Consider the following 15,485-nt stretch of genomic DNA (forward strand, 5'->3'; position numbering starts at 1 on the left):
GAGCAAACCATGGATGCCGGTTTCATCGATACGTGTGCGGATCCTGCCCTCCCCCCGGCGATTGTCGAGCAGTTTGTGGCGGCTGTCGGGAGCGACGATCCACTTGCTATCACCGTCAAAGAGAACGGCCGTCTCGTACTGATACCGAGGCCTCGCTCGGCGGACGAGGCGCTCGAAGTCGTGAAGGAATATGTGGGTCATGCAGTCGTGCGGGTCGGCCTGACGCAGTTTCCGGCGGGGATCGGAGCAAGCGATGCGTCGCAACTAAGGGCGATCATCTTCGACACCTGCGAGAACCTTCGGACCGGCACGGCCATGTTTGCAAAAATTGCCCGGATCGTTACCAAATGGTATGGGCACCCGACCAACACGGAACTTCTACCGCAAATGCTGGATGACGCCATCTATGCCTGGAGGACCGGCAGTTTTGAAGGGAGCAATGTGTTCAGGGCAGATGACCCTGGCGGTCCTACCTTCTTCGAAGCAATCCCCAAAACCGGCCGCCCGCCGGACGAGCCTGAGTCCGATCCTGGTGGTCAGACAGCTGCGTCGACATCCAACCCCGCTAGCGCGGCCGACGCTGGGATCAGAATTGACCTGTCGCGAATCGGCGGACAGAAATAATCGCATATCCGGCGTTCTGGGACGGCCAATAGACCAGCTGCTCGTGGCAGATAAGCGTATAGAATTTCGCCTAGCAGGACGCCATTTTAAATCTTTGCAATCGTACATTCTCGCGCTACAACCGTCTCATTGTATCTGATAATCGGTCACTCAATGCAACTTGCGATGCGCCGCCTGGTCGCTCATCACTGTTAGCGCGCGCTGCAAGCCAGCGCTTCGCGGTCGGGCGAAGTGGGGTTGCAGTGCTAAAAATACAGTGAGGTTGTCGATGGCCCATTGGCTCGAAAGACTATTGGACATTACTGCGATCGCTCGAGATCAAAGTACCCTCGAAGCGGCACTCTCGCAGCTTGCCGATCGGTTCGACTTCTCCGGATATGCGTTCGTCAACCTCCGACCCGGTCATTCTTTTGCAGTTTCAAACTATCAGGCGGAATGGCAAGAGCGATATTACCAGGAAAATTTCAGGCACCTGGACCCGGTCGTGCGCCAGGCCCAGAAATGGCGTCGCGCGTTCGCGTGGTCCGGAGAATCAGAAAAGGCCTCGCTGAGCAAAGAGGAGCGGCGATTTTTCGCAGATGCGAGCGAATATGATATCCGGTCCGGCGTCTCGATCCCGGTGGCGACACCCAACGGTGCGATTTCAATGCTCACTTTTGCGTCTTCCAAGGCCAACCTGTCTACTGAGAACGACATTGATGCGATAGTGGCCGCTTCAGCGGTAGCGCAATTACACGCTCGTATTGACCAGCTTAAAGTGCAGCCCTCGATCGAGGAAACTGTCTACCTTAGCCCGAAAGAGGCCACTTACGTCCGGTGGCTTGAACAGGGTAAAACGGTTGAAGACGCGGCAGATATCGAGAACGTCAAGTACAACACCGTTCGGATAGCCCTGGCGGACGCGCGGCGACGTTACGATCTGTGCAATAACACGCAACTGGTTGCCTTGGCGATACGCCGTGGGTTGATTTGATCAGGTGCGGTCAGACTTTCGGTGTCCGACCGAGGATCTTCAAGAGTGTCGTCAGAGCGGACATCTGGGCGTGCATTTCGATGGCCGCTGCGAAATAGTCAATCTGAGCCGCGTCATTCCCGTCGATGCCGCCTTGCGCGTTAGTCGGTAAGTTCTGAAACAGTATCTCAGCCTTTTCCACCAGATCACGGTGCTTTTTGATCGCTTCGACGGTTAGTCCCTCTATTATCCGTTCAGGTACACCTGCCAGCAACCCGACGAGTGGACGAAGGTCTACGTCTTCAATCGTGCCATTTTCCTCTTTGGACATGGCTCCTCCCAAACGAATGCGCGGTACGCCCCCGCATTGTTCCTGACCCCTGGCGATCGGGGAGTTAGTAACCGAGCATGTGCCGGCCCATGGACCTTTAGTTCCGAGGAACCTGGACATGAGTCCATGGCTCCCCGACCATAGGTCGAGGAATTCGACGTCCTAACGGCGGACGCCAAACCGACATGCTCGGGTTACTAAGCCCGCGAGATAGCGCGTACTACCTCGAGAGGGCTTATAGCGCTTGCGGCTCTACCACGCCACTACAGAATTGCAACGGATGAACTCTCACTGGCAGCGAGTGGTAAACTTTGCCAACAGATCGCGAAGGCTGCGACCAGACATTCCGGGAAAACGTGGATCAGACCAGCGAAGACGAGGGGAGCCATCCCGGTTAGTGTCATCCTACGAGGAACTCGCCGAAGAAAGCGAAACGACACGAGGCCGGGCCGATTGCTGCCAGATGATGGAGGATCGGCCGCAAGGCTCGGTTTCACGGAAGGATGTGAAATGGTATCGGTGCTATTAGCGCAAGATGATAGCGACCGCGACGATTTCGGGACGGAAAAATACCCGCGAGGATATCTTCCGGAACTTTGCGCAGCGCATTACCCACCGGGCGAGGGTCATTTCCCAAGTTGGCTCCAGGAGATTGCCAAAGTTAACTTCAATGGATCGCACTGGCAGGCTCGGTGGAGAACCAAACGTCGGGATAGATGGCTATCGCGCTTTCGTCAGGGGCGCGATCGGCCGTTCTCCACAGCGAGCGAATGGACCGAGCTTCCGGAAAACTGGCTGGCAACATGGAAGCAGTGACCTCCCTCGACGCGCCCACGCATGGAATAAACCAGGCAGGCATCAGGGGTGTGACGCTAAAGCCCCCGTTTTCTGCCCGCACCAGCAATGTCAGCGCGACCTCCTCGCTCGGTCGCCACGGAAAGATCATCCGTCCGCCGGGCTTCAGCGCCCTTAACCACTCGGTCGGCGGTGCGGCCACGCCGGCGTTCACGTAGATCACGTCCGACAGCGGCAACCGCTTCCTCGTAGCATCACCCGTGATGACATCTACGCCTTCAAACGGTTCGAGGTTCTGCGTGGCCTCTCCGGCCAGGTTCCCGTCGATTTCGAATGCGGTAACCTTGCCTGTGGGCAAGACGAGCATTGACAGGATCGCGGTGTAATACCCGGTTCCTGCGCCGACATGCGTGACGGCCTCCCCGCGCTGTGGCGCTACCGCTCCTATCCATGCCGCATGAAGCGAAGGTTCGCCGTTATTGATCCCCTTTTGTGCATCCAGCGCCACGAGGGCATTTTGATAGAGGTAGACTGGATCAGCGCTCGGCGTCTCAAAGTACCGGAGGTTAACCATGACTTTCCAAGGGCCGGGAGGGAAAAAAGCTTCGCGAGGGACAGCCTCGAAAGCTCTCTCAAGCCGCGGATCAGACGATCTGCTGGCCGCCGCCATGAGGCGGGCATAAAACCCTCTGATTTCTTCGATGCTGGCTCGCTCATTTAACATGGGGAGGTCTCCTGTCCGCGCTGGATTTGGGCGACAGCAAGGAAACCCCGACCGTACGCGCCTCGTCCGAATCTTCATCCTGTTCAAACTTCATCGCTGCCGTCAGCCGCGCAATGGTTGCTCGATGCACACGAAACAGCCGTGCCACATCGGCCGGTTTCCGGCCGGCCTCGAGCATGTCGATGATTTCTGCGCGCTGTTCATCATTGAATTTCGGCGGTCGGCCTCCAACGCGGCCTTGTTCACGAGCAGAATTCAATCCCGCGCGAGTTCTTTCGCGTACCATGGCGCGCTCGAATTCGGCAAATGCCCCGAGCATCTTCATCATCATGCGACCCGCCGGGCCCGAAGTGTCCACGGCTTCGGTCAACGACCGGAAGCTGGCGCCGGCTGCTTCCACCTTGTCCAGGATATGGAGAAGATCCTTCAGCGAACGGGAGAGTCGGTCGAGTTTCCAGACGACGAGGGTGTCTCCGTCGCGCAGCTGGTCAAGCAACCGATGAAGCTCAGGCCGATCCCATCGAGCACCTGATGCCTTTTCATCAAATACACGTTCGCAACCGGCTTCCCAGAGCGCCTCTATCTGGGTTGCCGCCTCCTGGCCGTCGTTCTTCGAAATCCGCGCGTAGCCGATTAACATGTTCTGCTACATAAACCTGTTGCCAATCACAATTTGGCAACAGGTTTATGCGCAAGTCAAGCATTTATGAATCCTGGAGCGAACGACAATATCAAAGGTAATGATTTGGCAGCCGTACCAAAATCTGCACCTCAATTAACACGGTTCCCATTTGACTCGGTAAATTGAGTGAAGCGCAACGAGGCCGGAGGCTGGCCAGTCATTTTTAGTTCGAATAAAGGTTCGGGAAAATGACGTCCTGATCTACGATCACGTTGAACCGGTAGCCCGGCCTAATGTTGATCGTCGGCTGCACATTCAGGTTTTTAGAGATCGTTTGCTCGGCAACCCGACCAAAAGTTTCCGCGAAATTTCGCCGGGCTGCATCCGACGCCGTATCCTGAGTGGCAAGTGTCGAGCTTTCCGGTACCGCCATGTCGATGCCTGTCCCGATGAGAGCGACGAGCGCAGCGGAGCCGAATGTCCGCAGATAATGATTGTCCACCTTATCGCGGAAGCCGCTATACCCCTCAGAGTCGGTCCCTGCCATGCCGCCGATCTGCAGCGTAGACCCATTCGGGAAGATGATGTCGGTCCAGACCACGAGGACTCGACTCTGGCCAAAGGAAACCTTGCTGTCATAGCGTCCAAAGAGTTTCGTCCCCTGCGGCACCAGCAGGAAGTGACCCGTCGCGCTGTCATAGACATTCTGGCTCACCTGGGCAGTGATCCGGCCAGGTAGGTCCGAATTGATGCCGGTGATCAAGGTAGCGGGAATGACTGAGCCACGCTTCAATTCGTATCGAGACTGCTGCAGCACGACCTGATTGGGCAGGTAGCCAAGCTCTTTGATGTCAGCATTGAAGAAATCCTCTTTCGAAGCCTGGCCGTTGGGATCCCCGGCTTGTCCAGCTATGCCCCCTCTCAACGCTGCAGCATAAAGATCTGAGGCACCGCTTGGACCCGTCGTTCCCTGTGTGCGCTCAGTCGTGCTGTCGGCATGGCCTCCCTTTGCGGCAATGTCCGATATGTCGACCTTCAACGGCGAGTCGATGGCGGCGCCTTTTGCCTGAAGGCTCGCCATGCGCTGTCGCTGCTGCTCGCGCGCGATCTGTTCTCGCTGCTCGCGCAGCATGCGGGCGTTCCATTCCTCATCCGATTCCATGCGTGGCCGTCGGGTGTCGCGAGGTTCCTCTTTAGCTTCGGCTTCAACAGGTTGGTTGACGACCGTCCTGCTCGTGTCGGGGGTGGGCTGGAAGACAGGCTGTTCCTCCTGATCACCGATAATACCATCCTTCACACCCCGCTTCATCTGTTCCGCAAAACTGGACGCCGGACTATTCGATCCGGCTTCATTCGGAAGGTCATGACCGAAGCGAAGCCCACGGGAGGAGAGCCCGTACACGAGCACTGCAAGAAAAACGACCGCGATGCCGATACCGAGAAAGAGTGGGACGCGATTGAGGCGCTTCATCCCCTGGGTGTCGGCAGAGCCGTTTGTTCCCAACTGAAGAGATTGGACCATGATCGTTTCCGCCTCAGTTGCGCTTCATCAAAGAAAGCGGGCTTGCAGGCGTCGCGACGCCGTTGGTGACGGAGTACGCACGCCCGAGCTCAAGCGTGTCCGTCGACAACCTGACGAGGACCTGTCCATCGGAGGCGACAATCGAATAAGCCACCTCGACAGGCTTGGGCCCGTCTTTCGCGCTTGTGGCCTTTTCGTCGCCAATGATGGAGAACCCCCATCCCTTCAGCGCAGATTCCAGTGAGACGGCAAAATCGGAACTATCCTTCTTGAGCCTGATCGGCGTAGCGGTCGATCCGGCCTGCTCGGCAAAGCGCCCCGCCATATCACCGGCAATCGCGCTCGCTGCCGGCTCCGTAACGTCAACGGAGGCGGCGCTTGTGGTCAGACCGTCGGTTGCGCTTTGACAACCCGCAAGGCTCAGGCAAAAGGCAATCGGCAGAAGGCAGCGACGCAACATGTTTCAGCCTCCCCGCCGGATGGTGATTTTCTGCTGCCTCCAGCCAACTCCCGATAACAGCACGGCCTTGTCGATATTGTAGTCGACGATCATCATGTCATTCTTCAGCCGGTAGTTGACGATGCGGTTTTGTCCTCCCGAAACGACGAAGAGAACGGGCGCGTCCTGACCGGAAATTGCGCGCGGGAACTGGATGTAGGTCTTCTGGCCATCGGAATAGACCCGCTTTGGTCGCCAAGGCGCGCTGCCGCTCAATGAGTAGGAAAACGCCAGCTGTTCCGGCGGTACGCCGCCGCCCGGTCCACTCATCGACTGGATCCTGGCATTGATGTCCGAAAGCTTGGTCGACGCATCCTCCGGATATTCGAAGCCGACGCGTGCCATGTATTGGCTGGGATGCGATTTCAGCTGGATATGATACGTCCGCCGAGATGTCGTGACGACCATCGAGGTTACCAGGCCGGGTTCGGAGGGCTTGACGATCAGATGGATTGCTTGCCCGGTCGCGGCGCCCGATGTAGCCGGCTCGACCTTCCATCGAACAGTATCGCCAACCAGAACATCGCGGACGATCTCCCCACCTTGTAGCTCGATATCGCAGACTTGAAGAGGTGAACATACGACAGACGGTTGGGTCTCGCCGAAGAGGAAGATCACCTTCCCATCTGGGCCGCGCGTGACCAATCCCGCCTGACCGCGCCATTTTCCGGACAGATTGGTGCCTTTCACCTCGTTGTTGGTCAGGCTTTGCGAAAGCGCCGGCGTCGGTGCGCCGGCCGTTACGCCCAGTGCAAGCAAGCAGCCAACCGCTGCATATCCGTATAGGGTCCCCATTGCATTTCCCTGCCCTTAGAGTTGTGCGGTCCAGTCGAAGTCGGTCACGTACACCCCGATCGGGTTGAGCCGGATTGTTGCTTCGTCCTGCGGTGAAGTGATCGCGACGGTGGCGATGCCGCGGAACCGGCGAGTTGCGACTTCCTTGCCCTTCCGGTCACGCTCGTATTCTGTCCAGTCGATCTGATAAGTCTGGTTGGAGAGTGCGACGATGTTGTTCACCTCAATCGCAATGGTCGCATTCACGGCCTTTTCAAAAGGCGAGTTTCCGCGGAACCAGGCATTGACCTTTTGCGTCGAGGGATCACTTGTCCGCAGCAGTGCGTAAGTGCGGTCGATATATTGCTTTTGAACCACCGCATCGGGTGTAATGGAGCGAAAGCTTGCAACGAAATTCCCCAGCGTGGCGCGCACGACCCGGGCGTCGGCATATTCGATCTGTTGCGGGAAACCTCCCGACACTGTGTTGCCGAGCTTGTCGACCTCGACGATGTAGGGCACAAGTTTCACTTGCGTGCTCAGATACAGCGCATAGCCGAAACCTATGACGGCCATAGCCAGGCTCAAGATTCCGACAGCCCTCCATGCAGAGGCGGCTCTCACGTAGGAGCCATACCGCTCAGACCATTCCTGTCTCGCCGCAAGATATGGATTATCCGGTGCGCGTTGCGCTGCCATGCTCGTTTCCTGTCTGATTGTTAAGATTTATCCGGCCGTTCTGGCGGCGGAGTGGAGGACGATGATTTGCCGCGAGCCTGATCAAGCTTGGCGTTCGCGAGGCCCAAGATCGATCCGGCATAAGCGCCGGGAGAGCCGATCGCCTTATCCTTAGCTGCTGATCCGGCCGCCATTGCGCCGGATGTGAAGCCGGCTCCCATGCCTCGAAGAGCCGCGCCCGATGCGGAGGCCCCTCCGGCCCTCGCAGCCTGCGCCGCCGCAAACCCTGCTCCGACGGCACCAGCACCGAGGAAGGCTCCGCCCGCCGCAAACGAAGCGGCCTGGCCGCCGTGGCGGATCGTCTCCATCCCACCGGACACGGAGGCCCCCTGCACCACGCCCTGAATGATGTTGGGAACATACAGAGCGATTATGAAAACAACGACGGAGATTCCGGCAATCGCCAGCGTTGTGATGAATTGATCGGATTCGGCCGTCGGTGCCTGCGCGAGACCAAGAAGAACATTTGAGCCGATCTTGGCGATCATCACGAGCGCCATCAGCTTCATGCCGACGCCAAAGGCATAGACAAGATACCGAATGGCGAAGTCCTTGGTGAACGACGATCCACCCAGTCCAAGCATGATCATGCCGGCGAGAAGCCCCACATACATCTCGACCATAACGGATACGAAAATCGCAGCCACGAGCGAGAAGCAGATAACGACGATGCCCATCGCGAGCACAGCTGCGATTGCAAGCGCATTGTCTTCGAAGACCCCGAATTTCGCCTGCTCCGACATCTGGGATGCAACGCGGATCCCGGCGTCGAAGACTTCGGCGGGCGATGCGGATCCGCCGCCAGCGCCGATCTGAAAGAGGCTATCGACAACCGCCTTGGCAAAGGTTGGCCCCTGGGTCAGGACGAACGCGAAGAAGCCGATGAACATGATGCGGCGGACAAGTTCGGCAAACCAGCTGTCGAGAGAGGCGGCCTGCGTCGCGAGCCACACCGCCGCGATGCCAACTTCGATCCCGGCGAGGATCCAGAACAGCGACTGTGCTGCATCCATAATGGTGGTTTCCCAGCCTTTTGCGGCCGTGGAAACCTGGTTCTCCAATTCCGTGAGGACTTGACCTTGCTGTGCAATGGCCGGTGCCGCCAAGAAAATGCAGGTCGCGCCGGCAAGCAGGAAGATCCGCGTCAAATCACGCCTCACCATCTCGGCCGCATCTCCTGCCCCTTTTCAATCGGGGACAGATCCTTGCCTGTCCCGAAGAACTTCTCACGTGCGGCGCGCTGCTCTCCGCTCATCTCAGGCGCAGCGGTGGTCCTGTTTTGGGCAAAGATTACGGCAGATACAGCGACGAGGGCGCAGCCGCCTGCAAGGACGGAAACGATCAGAACGGTTCTGGTCACCAGCGCGGCTCCATTTTTTGCCCGGTCGGGACCGACTGGACATCGGCATTGAAGAAATTCTCGCGGCGAGCCTGGGCAAGATCCTTGTCGGTCTGTTCGCTTTGCAGCCAGGTTCCCATCATTGTCGTCTGCTGCGAGACAATCCCCCGAAGCTTCTGCATTTGGGCCACCTGTTGGGCAGCAATCTGATGGCCAACCTGCAGGGCCTTCATCTGGCCGTCGGCCGATTGCGACATTGAGCGCAACGCGCTCATCGTCTCTTCTTCGCTGTCAAACTGATCAGCGGTCAGGCTTGCGGCTTTGAGAGTACTCGAAATCGTATCCCGGTTCGTGGTCGACCAGGTTTGATAGGTCGACGAGAAGCTCTCAGCATTAGGCAGGCTCGTCTTTAGATCAGCGTAGCTTTTGAACCGCTGCTTCAGCAGGTCGTCCGCGTTACTCATTTGAAACGCGATGCCTTGACCTTGATCTACGAGGTCTCGCAGCTGATCGAGGTCGTTCTCGACCTCTCCCCAGATATGGTTTGGAAGCTGCGCAGTGTTCTGCAGCATGTTCTGGTAAATGTTGAGCTGGTTCTGAATCTGCTCGGCAAGCTGGGTGATCTGCTTGATCTGGTTTTCGATCTGGGTACCGGATTGGCCGACCAGCGAGATCAGCTCGCCATTATTGAGAAGCTGCGTCCACTCTGTAGCGCCGCCGGCCGCGGAGCCGGCGAAGGATAGAGTCGGTGACAATGCGAGGCCGAGGTTTATGGAGACAGTGGCGATTGCCCTAAGCGTTTTTTGAAACCGGCTGCCATTACGCATAGCGATTGATCCCCCTTTCGATGAGCCATTGCCCCGGCCACTCCTTGCCATGGGCGGATTGAAGCGCCCGGATGCGGGCAAGGTCGGATTTCCCGGACGCGCCGACGAAAGACAGCGTAACCGGACCAAGTGACATGTCGAAAAGCCGGCGGCCGTCTGGCGAGGTCACATAATATTCCCGCTTGGGGATGGCGTTCGCGACGATGTCGATCTGCCGTTCGTTGAAGCCGATCCGCTCATAAAACTCCCGTGTACCGGTTTCCCGGGCAGCACCATTTGGGAGGCAAATCTTGGTCGGGCAGGATTCCTTCAGGACGTCGATAATGCCTGAACGCTCGGCGTCTGAGATCGATTGCGTCGCGAGAATGACGGCGCAATTGGCCTTTCTCAGAACCTTGAGCCACTCCCTGATCTTGTCCCGGAAAACCGGATGACCCAGCATCAGCCAAGCCTCATCGAGGATGATCAGGCTCGGCGAACCGTCCAGGCGCTTCTCGATGCGGCGGAACAGATAGGTCAGGACCGGCACGAGGTTTCGCTCACCCATGTTCATAAGCTGTTCGATCTCGAAACATTGGAAGCGGCCGAGCGCCAGGCCATCATGCTCTGCGTCGAGCAGCTGTCCCATTGGCCCGTCGACCGTATAGTGATGAAGCGCGTCCTTGATGTCGCGCGCCTGGACGCCACTGACGAAATCGGAAAGCGATCGGCCGGGCGCTGCGGCCATCAAGCCGATCTGCCTGGAAATGGCGTTGCGATGGTCCGGATTGATCGTAACACCCTGCAAGGCCACGAGAGTTTCGATCCACTCGGATGCCCAGGCGCGATCCCCATCGCTCGACAGATCCGAAAGCGGGCAGAAGGCGAGTTTAGCACCCTCCCCGTCCTCGGCGCCGATCGCGTAGTGGTCGCCCTCGACAGCGAGCGTTAGAGGCAGCATTGAGTTACCCTTGTCAAAGGCGAAGACCTGGGCTTGCTCATAGCGGCAAAACTGCGCTGCGATCAGCGCAAGAAGGGTGGACTTGCCCGAGCCGGTCGGACCGAAAATCAGACTGTGGCCGACGTCGTTGACATGCAGGTTCAGCCGAAACGGCGTCGAACCAGACGCTACCTGCATCAGCGGCGGCGCATCGTGCGGATAAAACGGGCATGGCGCCGTCGGACTTCCCGACCAGACCGAGTTGAGTGGGATGAGGTCTGCCAGATTACGGGTGTTGATCAAGGGCTCCCGAATGTTGCAGTACCAGTTCCCCGGCAGGCTTCCGAGAAAGGCGTCGGTCGCGTTCAGGGTTTCGATGCGCGCACCAAATCCTTCGGCCTGGATGAGGCGGCGGACAGCTTCAGCCTTCTCCTGCAGAGCCTCCAGTCTCTCGTCGAAGAGAATGACCACTGGCGTATAGTAGCCGTACGCCACGAGCTGTGAGGACGCTTCGGCAATCGCGTCCTCTGTTTCCATGACCATCGCCATTGCGTCCTGATCAATCGAGCGGGACTGCGTTTGGAATAACTGGTCAAAAAACGGTCGAACCTTCTGCTGCCATTTCTTGCGCGTGCGCTCCAGCCGCTGCTTTGCTTCTTCGGCGTTGAGGAAGATGAAGCGTGACGACCACCTATAGGTCAGAGGCATCAGGTCGAGGCTGTTGAGGATACCCGGCCAGCTCTCCGCCGGTAGTCCATCAATCGCCACGACGCCGAGGAAACGATTCTCAACCCGCGGAGTGAGGCCGTGCTCCATCTCCGCTGTTACCAGCCAGTCGAGATACATGGGGATTTCAGGCAGCCGAATGGGATGATTTTCGCCAGTGATCGTGAAACGGATGAACTGAAAAAGATCGTCATAGCGGGCAACCCTGGCGCCGCCACGCTCCGGCACCTCGCGGGTGAGCATGCGTTGAATCGAAACCGAATTTCCAAGGTATTGCTCGATCTCGCGAATCGACCGCCGAAACGTCTCCAGCACGGTATCGGCATAGCTCGCCGTGCGGCTTTCGGTGTCCGAGTATATGTAGCGGGTCAGGCCGGAGCGGCGTCGTTCCGGCGGTCGATACGTCATGATCAGGGCGTGCCGGCTTTCGAAATGCCCTTGCTCCCGCGCGAAGTGGTTGCGTCGCTCGTCATCGATCATGCGCGTAACGGCGTCGGGAAAATGGCTTCGGTCAGCCGAAGGATAGTCGATAGTCGGGAAGCGGACCGCCTCGACCTGGATCATCCAGCCCGAACCCAGCCGCGACAGGGTCGCGTTGATCTGCCGGGACAGCTCATTGCGTTCAAAGTCGGTTGCACTTTCAGAGTCCGGGCCAGCAAAGTACCAACCCGCCATCAGACTGCCGTCCTTGAGAAGAATTATTCCGTTATCGACGATCCCCGCATAAGGGACGAGTTCCGAGAACGATGGGCCGGCGGAGCGAAATGAGCGCAAAGCAACCATCATAAACCCTCAGAACTGTCGCCAGGGCGAAGACGTTGGCAGGTAATGCGGCCGATATCGCATGTGGCGCACATAAACCTGCCGCATCATTGGGTCGGCTTTTGCCATCATTTGCAGGACGCCGACGATAACAATCCAGATCAATATCCCGAAGAGCGCCGAGTAGACTGTGAGCACGACGAAAATCAAAATCACCGCCGCAAGCCCGGTCAGGAGCACAAGCTCCCGGTCAGCACCCATCAAGAGGTTTGGGCGCGAAAGAGCGCGGTGGACCCGATTGCGGTGGAGATTGACCCTTGGCTCAGCCATTGCCCCCCTCCCCTTCCGCGCTGGTGGGCGGCGTTGTGGGTTGGCCTGCGAATTGCCCAATCCCGATCGAGGCGCCCGTCGAACCGAAGAGGCCGACAATCGTGGTGGCACCGAGAAGGATGCCGGCGACAAGGACGACATACATCAGCCGCCGTGCGAAATCATTGAGCTCGCCGCCGAAGATCAACATGCCACCAGCGATCGCGACGGCGGCCAGCGCGATATAGCCCGCGACCGGCCCGGTGATTGATTCCTGGATCTGTTCGAGTGGGCCCTCCCACGGGAGGCTCCCTCCTGAACCCGCAAACGCCGGAGCGGCAATCGATGCGCAAATGAACGCGGCGGCTATTCCCAAACGAAGGGAGCGATTATGCGGCATGGCTGTCCTCATCGATTTGCGGATAGTGCTCTGTCTGATAACGGGATCCGCTGAAACCCTCGACATGAAGGACCTCCCGCACCCGCCTCCCCCGGCCGGCGCGCTCGATCGAAATCACCAGATCGACCGCTTCGCCGATGACCGCTTGCATCGGCTGCTGGCTTGCCTCTGCTGTCAGTTGCTCGAGGCGCCGGAGCGCCGACATCGCGGTGTTTGAGTGGATTGTCGTCACGCCGCCCGGGTGGCCGGTGTTCCACGCTTTTAGCAAAGTCAAAGCTGCACCATCTCTGACTTCTCCAACGATGATGCGATCTGGTCGCAGGCGCATTGTGCTCTTGAGAAGCCGGGCCATATCGACGGTATCGCTCGTGTGGAGGCTGACGGCATTTTCTGCGGCACACTGGATTTCGGAGGTGTCTTCAAGGATCACAATCCGATCCTCCGGTGCGGCGGTCACGACTTCAGCAATCACGGCATTTGCAAGTGTCGTTTTCCCAGATCCGGTTCCGCCGGCGATAACGATATTGAGCCGGTTGGCGATAGCGCTGCGGATGATCGCTGCTTGCGCGTCCGTCATGATCTTTGTGTTCACATAGTCCTCGAGGGGGATGAGCTGCGACGCGCGACGACGGATGGTGAACGTCGGCGCGCCGACCACTGGTGGAAGCAATCCCTCGAACCGGTGACCTCCGATGGGAAGCTCACCCGAAATGATCGGGCGGTCACTGTCGGCCTCCGACTGGAGGGCGTGCGCCACCGAACCAATGACCGTTTCGGCAGCTGTCGCGGCCATCTCGCCAGCCGGAGCTACGCCGTGGCCCAGGCGTTCGATGAAGAGTTTGCCGTCCGGATTGAGCATGATTTCAACGACGGTCGGATCGTCAAGGGCAATGCAAAGCCGCTCACCAAGTGCATCCTGCAATTTGCGGACAAGGCGGGAGTGCGATTGAAGCATGGGGGAAACCGTCTCCTCGTTTGAGTGTGTGAAGAGACAGACCGTGAAGATCGCAGATTGTCGAGGTGCAAATTTGCATCTCGTAGTGTGCAAGTGATTCCGTCAGGCTTGCTGCGATTCGGCCCCTGACACTCTATTTTCGCTGGACGGTGGCGATTGAGTCACAGGAAAGATCTGCAGAGTTAACTCTTCGCTTCTTGCGGTAACCCGCTGGAATCTAACAATGAGTCCGGGAGACGTTCGAAACCAGCAAATCGCGTTAAGACTTTGTTAACTTTAAAATTCTTGCAAAACGCGGTGGAATGGGTTGTCCTATCGACGGCAAAAAGGTGTGTTTACGAAAATTACCGTGTGTACGAGAGGACGACGTGGAAAATCCCGCCCAGCTTCAAAAAGCTATTCATAAACTGATAGCGGCCCACGCGCGAGACCTCTCTGGCGCATTGCACGAGCATCGCATCAAGCTGTACCCGCCGGAGGCACGCAAGACGCTCCGGTCTTTTTCGTCAACCGAGGCGGCGAAGCTCATTGGAGTAAACGACGGGTATCTCCGCCATCTTTCAATCGAAGGAAAAGGGCCTCAGCCTGAGATCGGCAATAACAATCGCCGTTCCTACTCCGTCGACACCATTCAGGCGCTGCGCGAGTATCTCGACGAGAACGGCAAGGGTGACCGCCGTTATTCGCCAAGGCGCTCCGGTAGTGAGCATCTTCAGGTTATCACGGCAGTCAATTTCAAGGGTGGTAGCGGCAAGACGACGACGGCCGCGCACCTCGCTCAATATCTTGCTCTGAATGGCTATCGGGTCTTGGCAATAGACCTCGATCCGCAGGCGAGTATGTCCGCGCTTCACGGGTTCCAGCCAGAGTTCGACGTCAAGGACAATGAGACGCTCTACGGGGCCGTTCGCTATGATGAAGAACGTCGACCTATGAGGGACGTCGTCAAGAAGACCTACTTCCCGAATCTGGATCTTGTCCCCGGCAATCTCGAGCTGATGGAGTTCGAACACGATACCGCAAAGGTACTAAGCTCCAATGATCGGAAGAATATCTTCTTTACGAGAATGGATGACGCGATTGCGTCCGTGGCTGATGACTACGACGTCGTTGTCGTTGATTGCCCTCCGCAGCTCGGCTTCCTGACCATTTCGGCTCTTTGCGCGGCGACGGCGGTTCTTGTTACTGTCCATCCGCAGATGCTCGATGTCATGTCGATGTGCCAGTTCCTCCTGATGACCTCCGAGCTTCTAAGCGTGGTCGCAGATGCCGGGGGCAGCATGAATTATGACTGGATGCGTTACCTGGTCACCCGGTATGAGCCGGGTGATGGACCGCAAAATCAGATGGTGTCGTTTATGCGAACCATGTTCGGCGATCATGTCTTAAATCACCCTATGCTGAAGAGCACGGCCGTTTCTGACGCTGGCATCACCAAGCAGACACTTTACGAAGTGAGCCGCGATCAGTTTACGAGGGCGACCTACGATCGAGCAATGGAGTCGCTCGACAACGTCAACAGCGAGATTGAGCAGCTTATCCAGTCATCGTGGGGTCGCAAATGAGGCCCGCCCCGACCGCAAAATCGATCCTTCGCGGCAAGTTGCCAGCCGGAAACTCGTCCCCCCCTCCCCTTCTAGGGCGCGCGGAGACAATCAATTGTGCCA

Annotated in this window: 17 protein-coding genes; 3 read left to right on the forward strand and 14 right to left on the reverse strand. The window is 58.0% G+C overall.

All coding sequences use genetic code 11. The features are described from left to right. Positions 1 to 9: 9 nt before the first annotated feature. Complete coding sequence (locus AGR2A_RS28250) at positions 10 to 624, forward strand: TraH family protein (RefSeq protein ID WP_080823888.1); 615 nt, start codon at positions 10 to 12, stop codon at positions 622 to 624. A 268-nt stretch (positions 625 to 892) separates the two neighbouring features. Next, positions 893 to 1,597 (forward strand): autoinducer-binding transcriptional regulator TraR, encoded by a 705-nt coding sequence (traR, locus tag AGR2A_RS28255; protein ID WP_003501732.1) that lies wholly within the window; start codon positions 893 to 895, stop codon positions 1,595 to 1,597. 10 nt (positions 1,598 to 1,607) lie between these two features. Here the strand turns inward: traR and AGR2A_RS28260 are convergent, their stop codons facing one another. The 14 genes from AGR2A_RS28260 to trbB all read right to left on the reverse strand — a co-directional run bounded on the left by AGR2A_RS28260 (position 1,608) and on the right by trbB (position 13,818). After that, the gene (locus AGR2A_RS28260; RefSeq protein WP_080823889.1) at positions 1,608 to 1,907 is read right to left on the reverse strand and encodes a transcriptional repressor TraM; all 300 of its coding nucleotides are present in this window, start codon (positions 1,905 to 1,907) and stop codon (positions 1,608 to 1,610) included. A 667-nt stretch (positions 1,908 to 2,574) separates the two neighbouring features. Beyond that, positions 2,575 to 3,426: a protein-L-isoaspartate O-methyltransferase family protein gene (locus AGR2A_RS28265; protein WP_080823890.1), complete on the reverse strand. Its 852-nt coding sequence runs from the start codon at positions 3,424 to 3,426 to the stop codon at positions 2,575 to 2,577. Continuing rightward, complete coding sequence (locus AGR2A_RS28270; RefSeq protein WP_080823891.1) at positions 3,416 to 4,066, reverse strand: recombinase family protein; 651 nt, start codon at positions 4,064 to 4,066, stop codon at positions 3,416 to 3,418. The genes AGR2A_RS28265 and AGR2A_RS28270 overlap by 11 nt, the downstream gene beginning before the upstream one ends. A gap of 205 nt (positions 4,067 to 4,271) precedes the next feature. Beyond that, complete coding sequence (trbI, locus tag AGR2A_RS28275) at positions 4,272 to 5,570, reverse strand: IncP-type conjugal transfer protein TrbI (protein ID WP_080823892.1); 1,299 nt, start codon at positions 5,568 to 5,570, stop codon at positions 4,272 to 4,274. A gap of 13 nt (positions 5,571 to 5,583) precedes the next feature. After that, the gene (gene trbH / locus AGR2A_RS28280; RefSeq protein WP_080823893.1) at positions 5,584 to 6,030 is read right to left on the reverse strand and encodes a conjugal transfer protein TrbH; all 447 of its coding nucleotides are present in this window, start codon (positions 6,028 to 6,030) and stop codon (positions 5,584 to 5,586) included. Positions 6,031 to 6,033: 3 nt separating this feature from the next. Continuing rightward, on the reverse strand, positions 6,034 to 6,864 hold the full coding sequence (trbG, locus tag AGR2A_RS28285; protein WP_003501721.1) for a P-type conjugative transfer protein TrbG: 831 nt from the start codon (positions 6,862 to 6,864) through the stop codon (positions 6,034 to 6,036). Positions 6,865 to 6,879: 15 nt separating this feature from the next. After that, a complete protein-coding gene (locus AGR2A_RS28290) occupies positions 6,880 to 7,542 on the reverse strand; it encodes a conjugal transfer protein TrbF (protein WP_003501718.1) in 663 nt (220 codons plus the stop codon). A gap of 20 nt (positions 7,543 to 7,562) precedes the next feature. Beyond that, positions 7,563 to 8,744, reverse strand: coding sequence for a P-type conjugative transfer protein TrbL (gene trbL / locus AGR2A_RS28295; protein ID WP_080823894.1), 1,182 nt, complete (start codon positions 8,742 to 8,744; stop codon positions 7,563 to 7,565). Then, positions 8,738 to 8,941, reverse strand: coding sequence for an entry exclusion protein TrbK (trbK, locus tag AGR2A_RS28300; RefSeq protein WP_080823895.1), 204 nt, complete (start codon positions 8,939 to 8,941; stop codon positions 8,738 to 8,740). The genes trbL and trbK overlap by 7 nt, the downstream gene beginning before the upstream one ends. After that, a complete protein-coding gene (gene trbJ, locus AGR2A_RS28305) occupies positions 8,938 to 9,747 on the reverse strand; it encodes a P-type conjugative transfer protein TrbJ (protein ID WP_080823896.1) in 810 nt (269 codons plus the stop codon). The genes trbK and trbJ overlap by 4 nt, the downstream gene beginning before the upstream one ends. Further along, the gene (locus AGR2A_RS28310) at positions 9,740 to 12,175 is read right to left on the reverse strand and encodes a conjugal transfer protein TrbE (protein WP_080823938.1); all 2,436 of its coding nucleotides are present in this window, start codon (positions 12,173 to 12,175) and stop codon (positions 9,740 to 9,742) included. Before AGR2A_RS28310 ends, trbJ begins: the two co-directional genes overlap by 8 nt. Before the next feature lie 9 nt (positions 12,176 to 12,184). After that, a complete protein-coding gene (locus tag AGR2A_RS28315; RefSeq protein WP_080823897.1) occupies positions 12,185 to 12,484 on the reverse strand; it encodes a conjugal transfer protein TrbD in 300 nt (99 codons plus the stop codon). After that, complete coding sequence (locus AGR2A_RS28320; protein ID WP_035243728.1) at positions 12,477 to 12,863, reverse strand: TrbC/VirB2 family protein; 387 nt, start codon at positions 12,861 to 12,863, stop codon at positions 12,477 to 12,479. The genes AGR2A_RS28315 and AGR2A_RS28320 overlap by 8 nt, the downstream gene beginning before the upstream one ends. Further along, complete coding sequence (trbB, locus tag AGR2A_RS28325; protein ID WP_080823898.1) at positions 12,853 to 13,818, reverse strand: P-type conjugative transfer ATPase TrbB; 966 nt, start codon at positions 13,816 to 13,818, stop codon at positions 12,853 to 12,855. The genes AGR2A_RS28320 and trbB overlap by 11 nt, the downstream gene beginning before the upstream one ends. Before the next feature lie 368 nt (positions 13,819 to 14,186). On the opposite strand from trbB, the gene repA reads away from it, so the two are divergent. After that, entirely contained in the window at positions 14,187 to 15,383 is a 1,197-nt protein-coding gene (repA, locus tag AGR2A_RS28330; protein WP_003501703.1) for a plasmid partitioning protein RepA, read from the forward strand. The last annotated feature ends 102 nt before the right edge of the window (positions 15,384 to 15,485 follow it).

Origin of the sequence: Agrobacterium genomosp. 2 str. CFBP 5494, assembly GCF_900013495.1 — a bacterium.
Taxonomy (GTDB): Bacteria; Pseudomonadota; Alphaproteobacteria; order Rhizobiales; family Rhizobiaceae; genus Agrobacterium; species Agrobacterium pusense.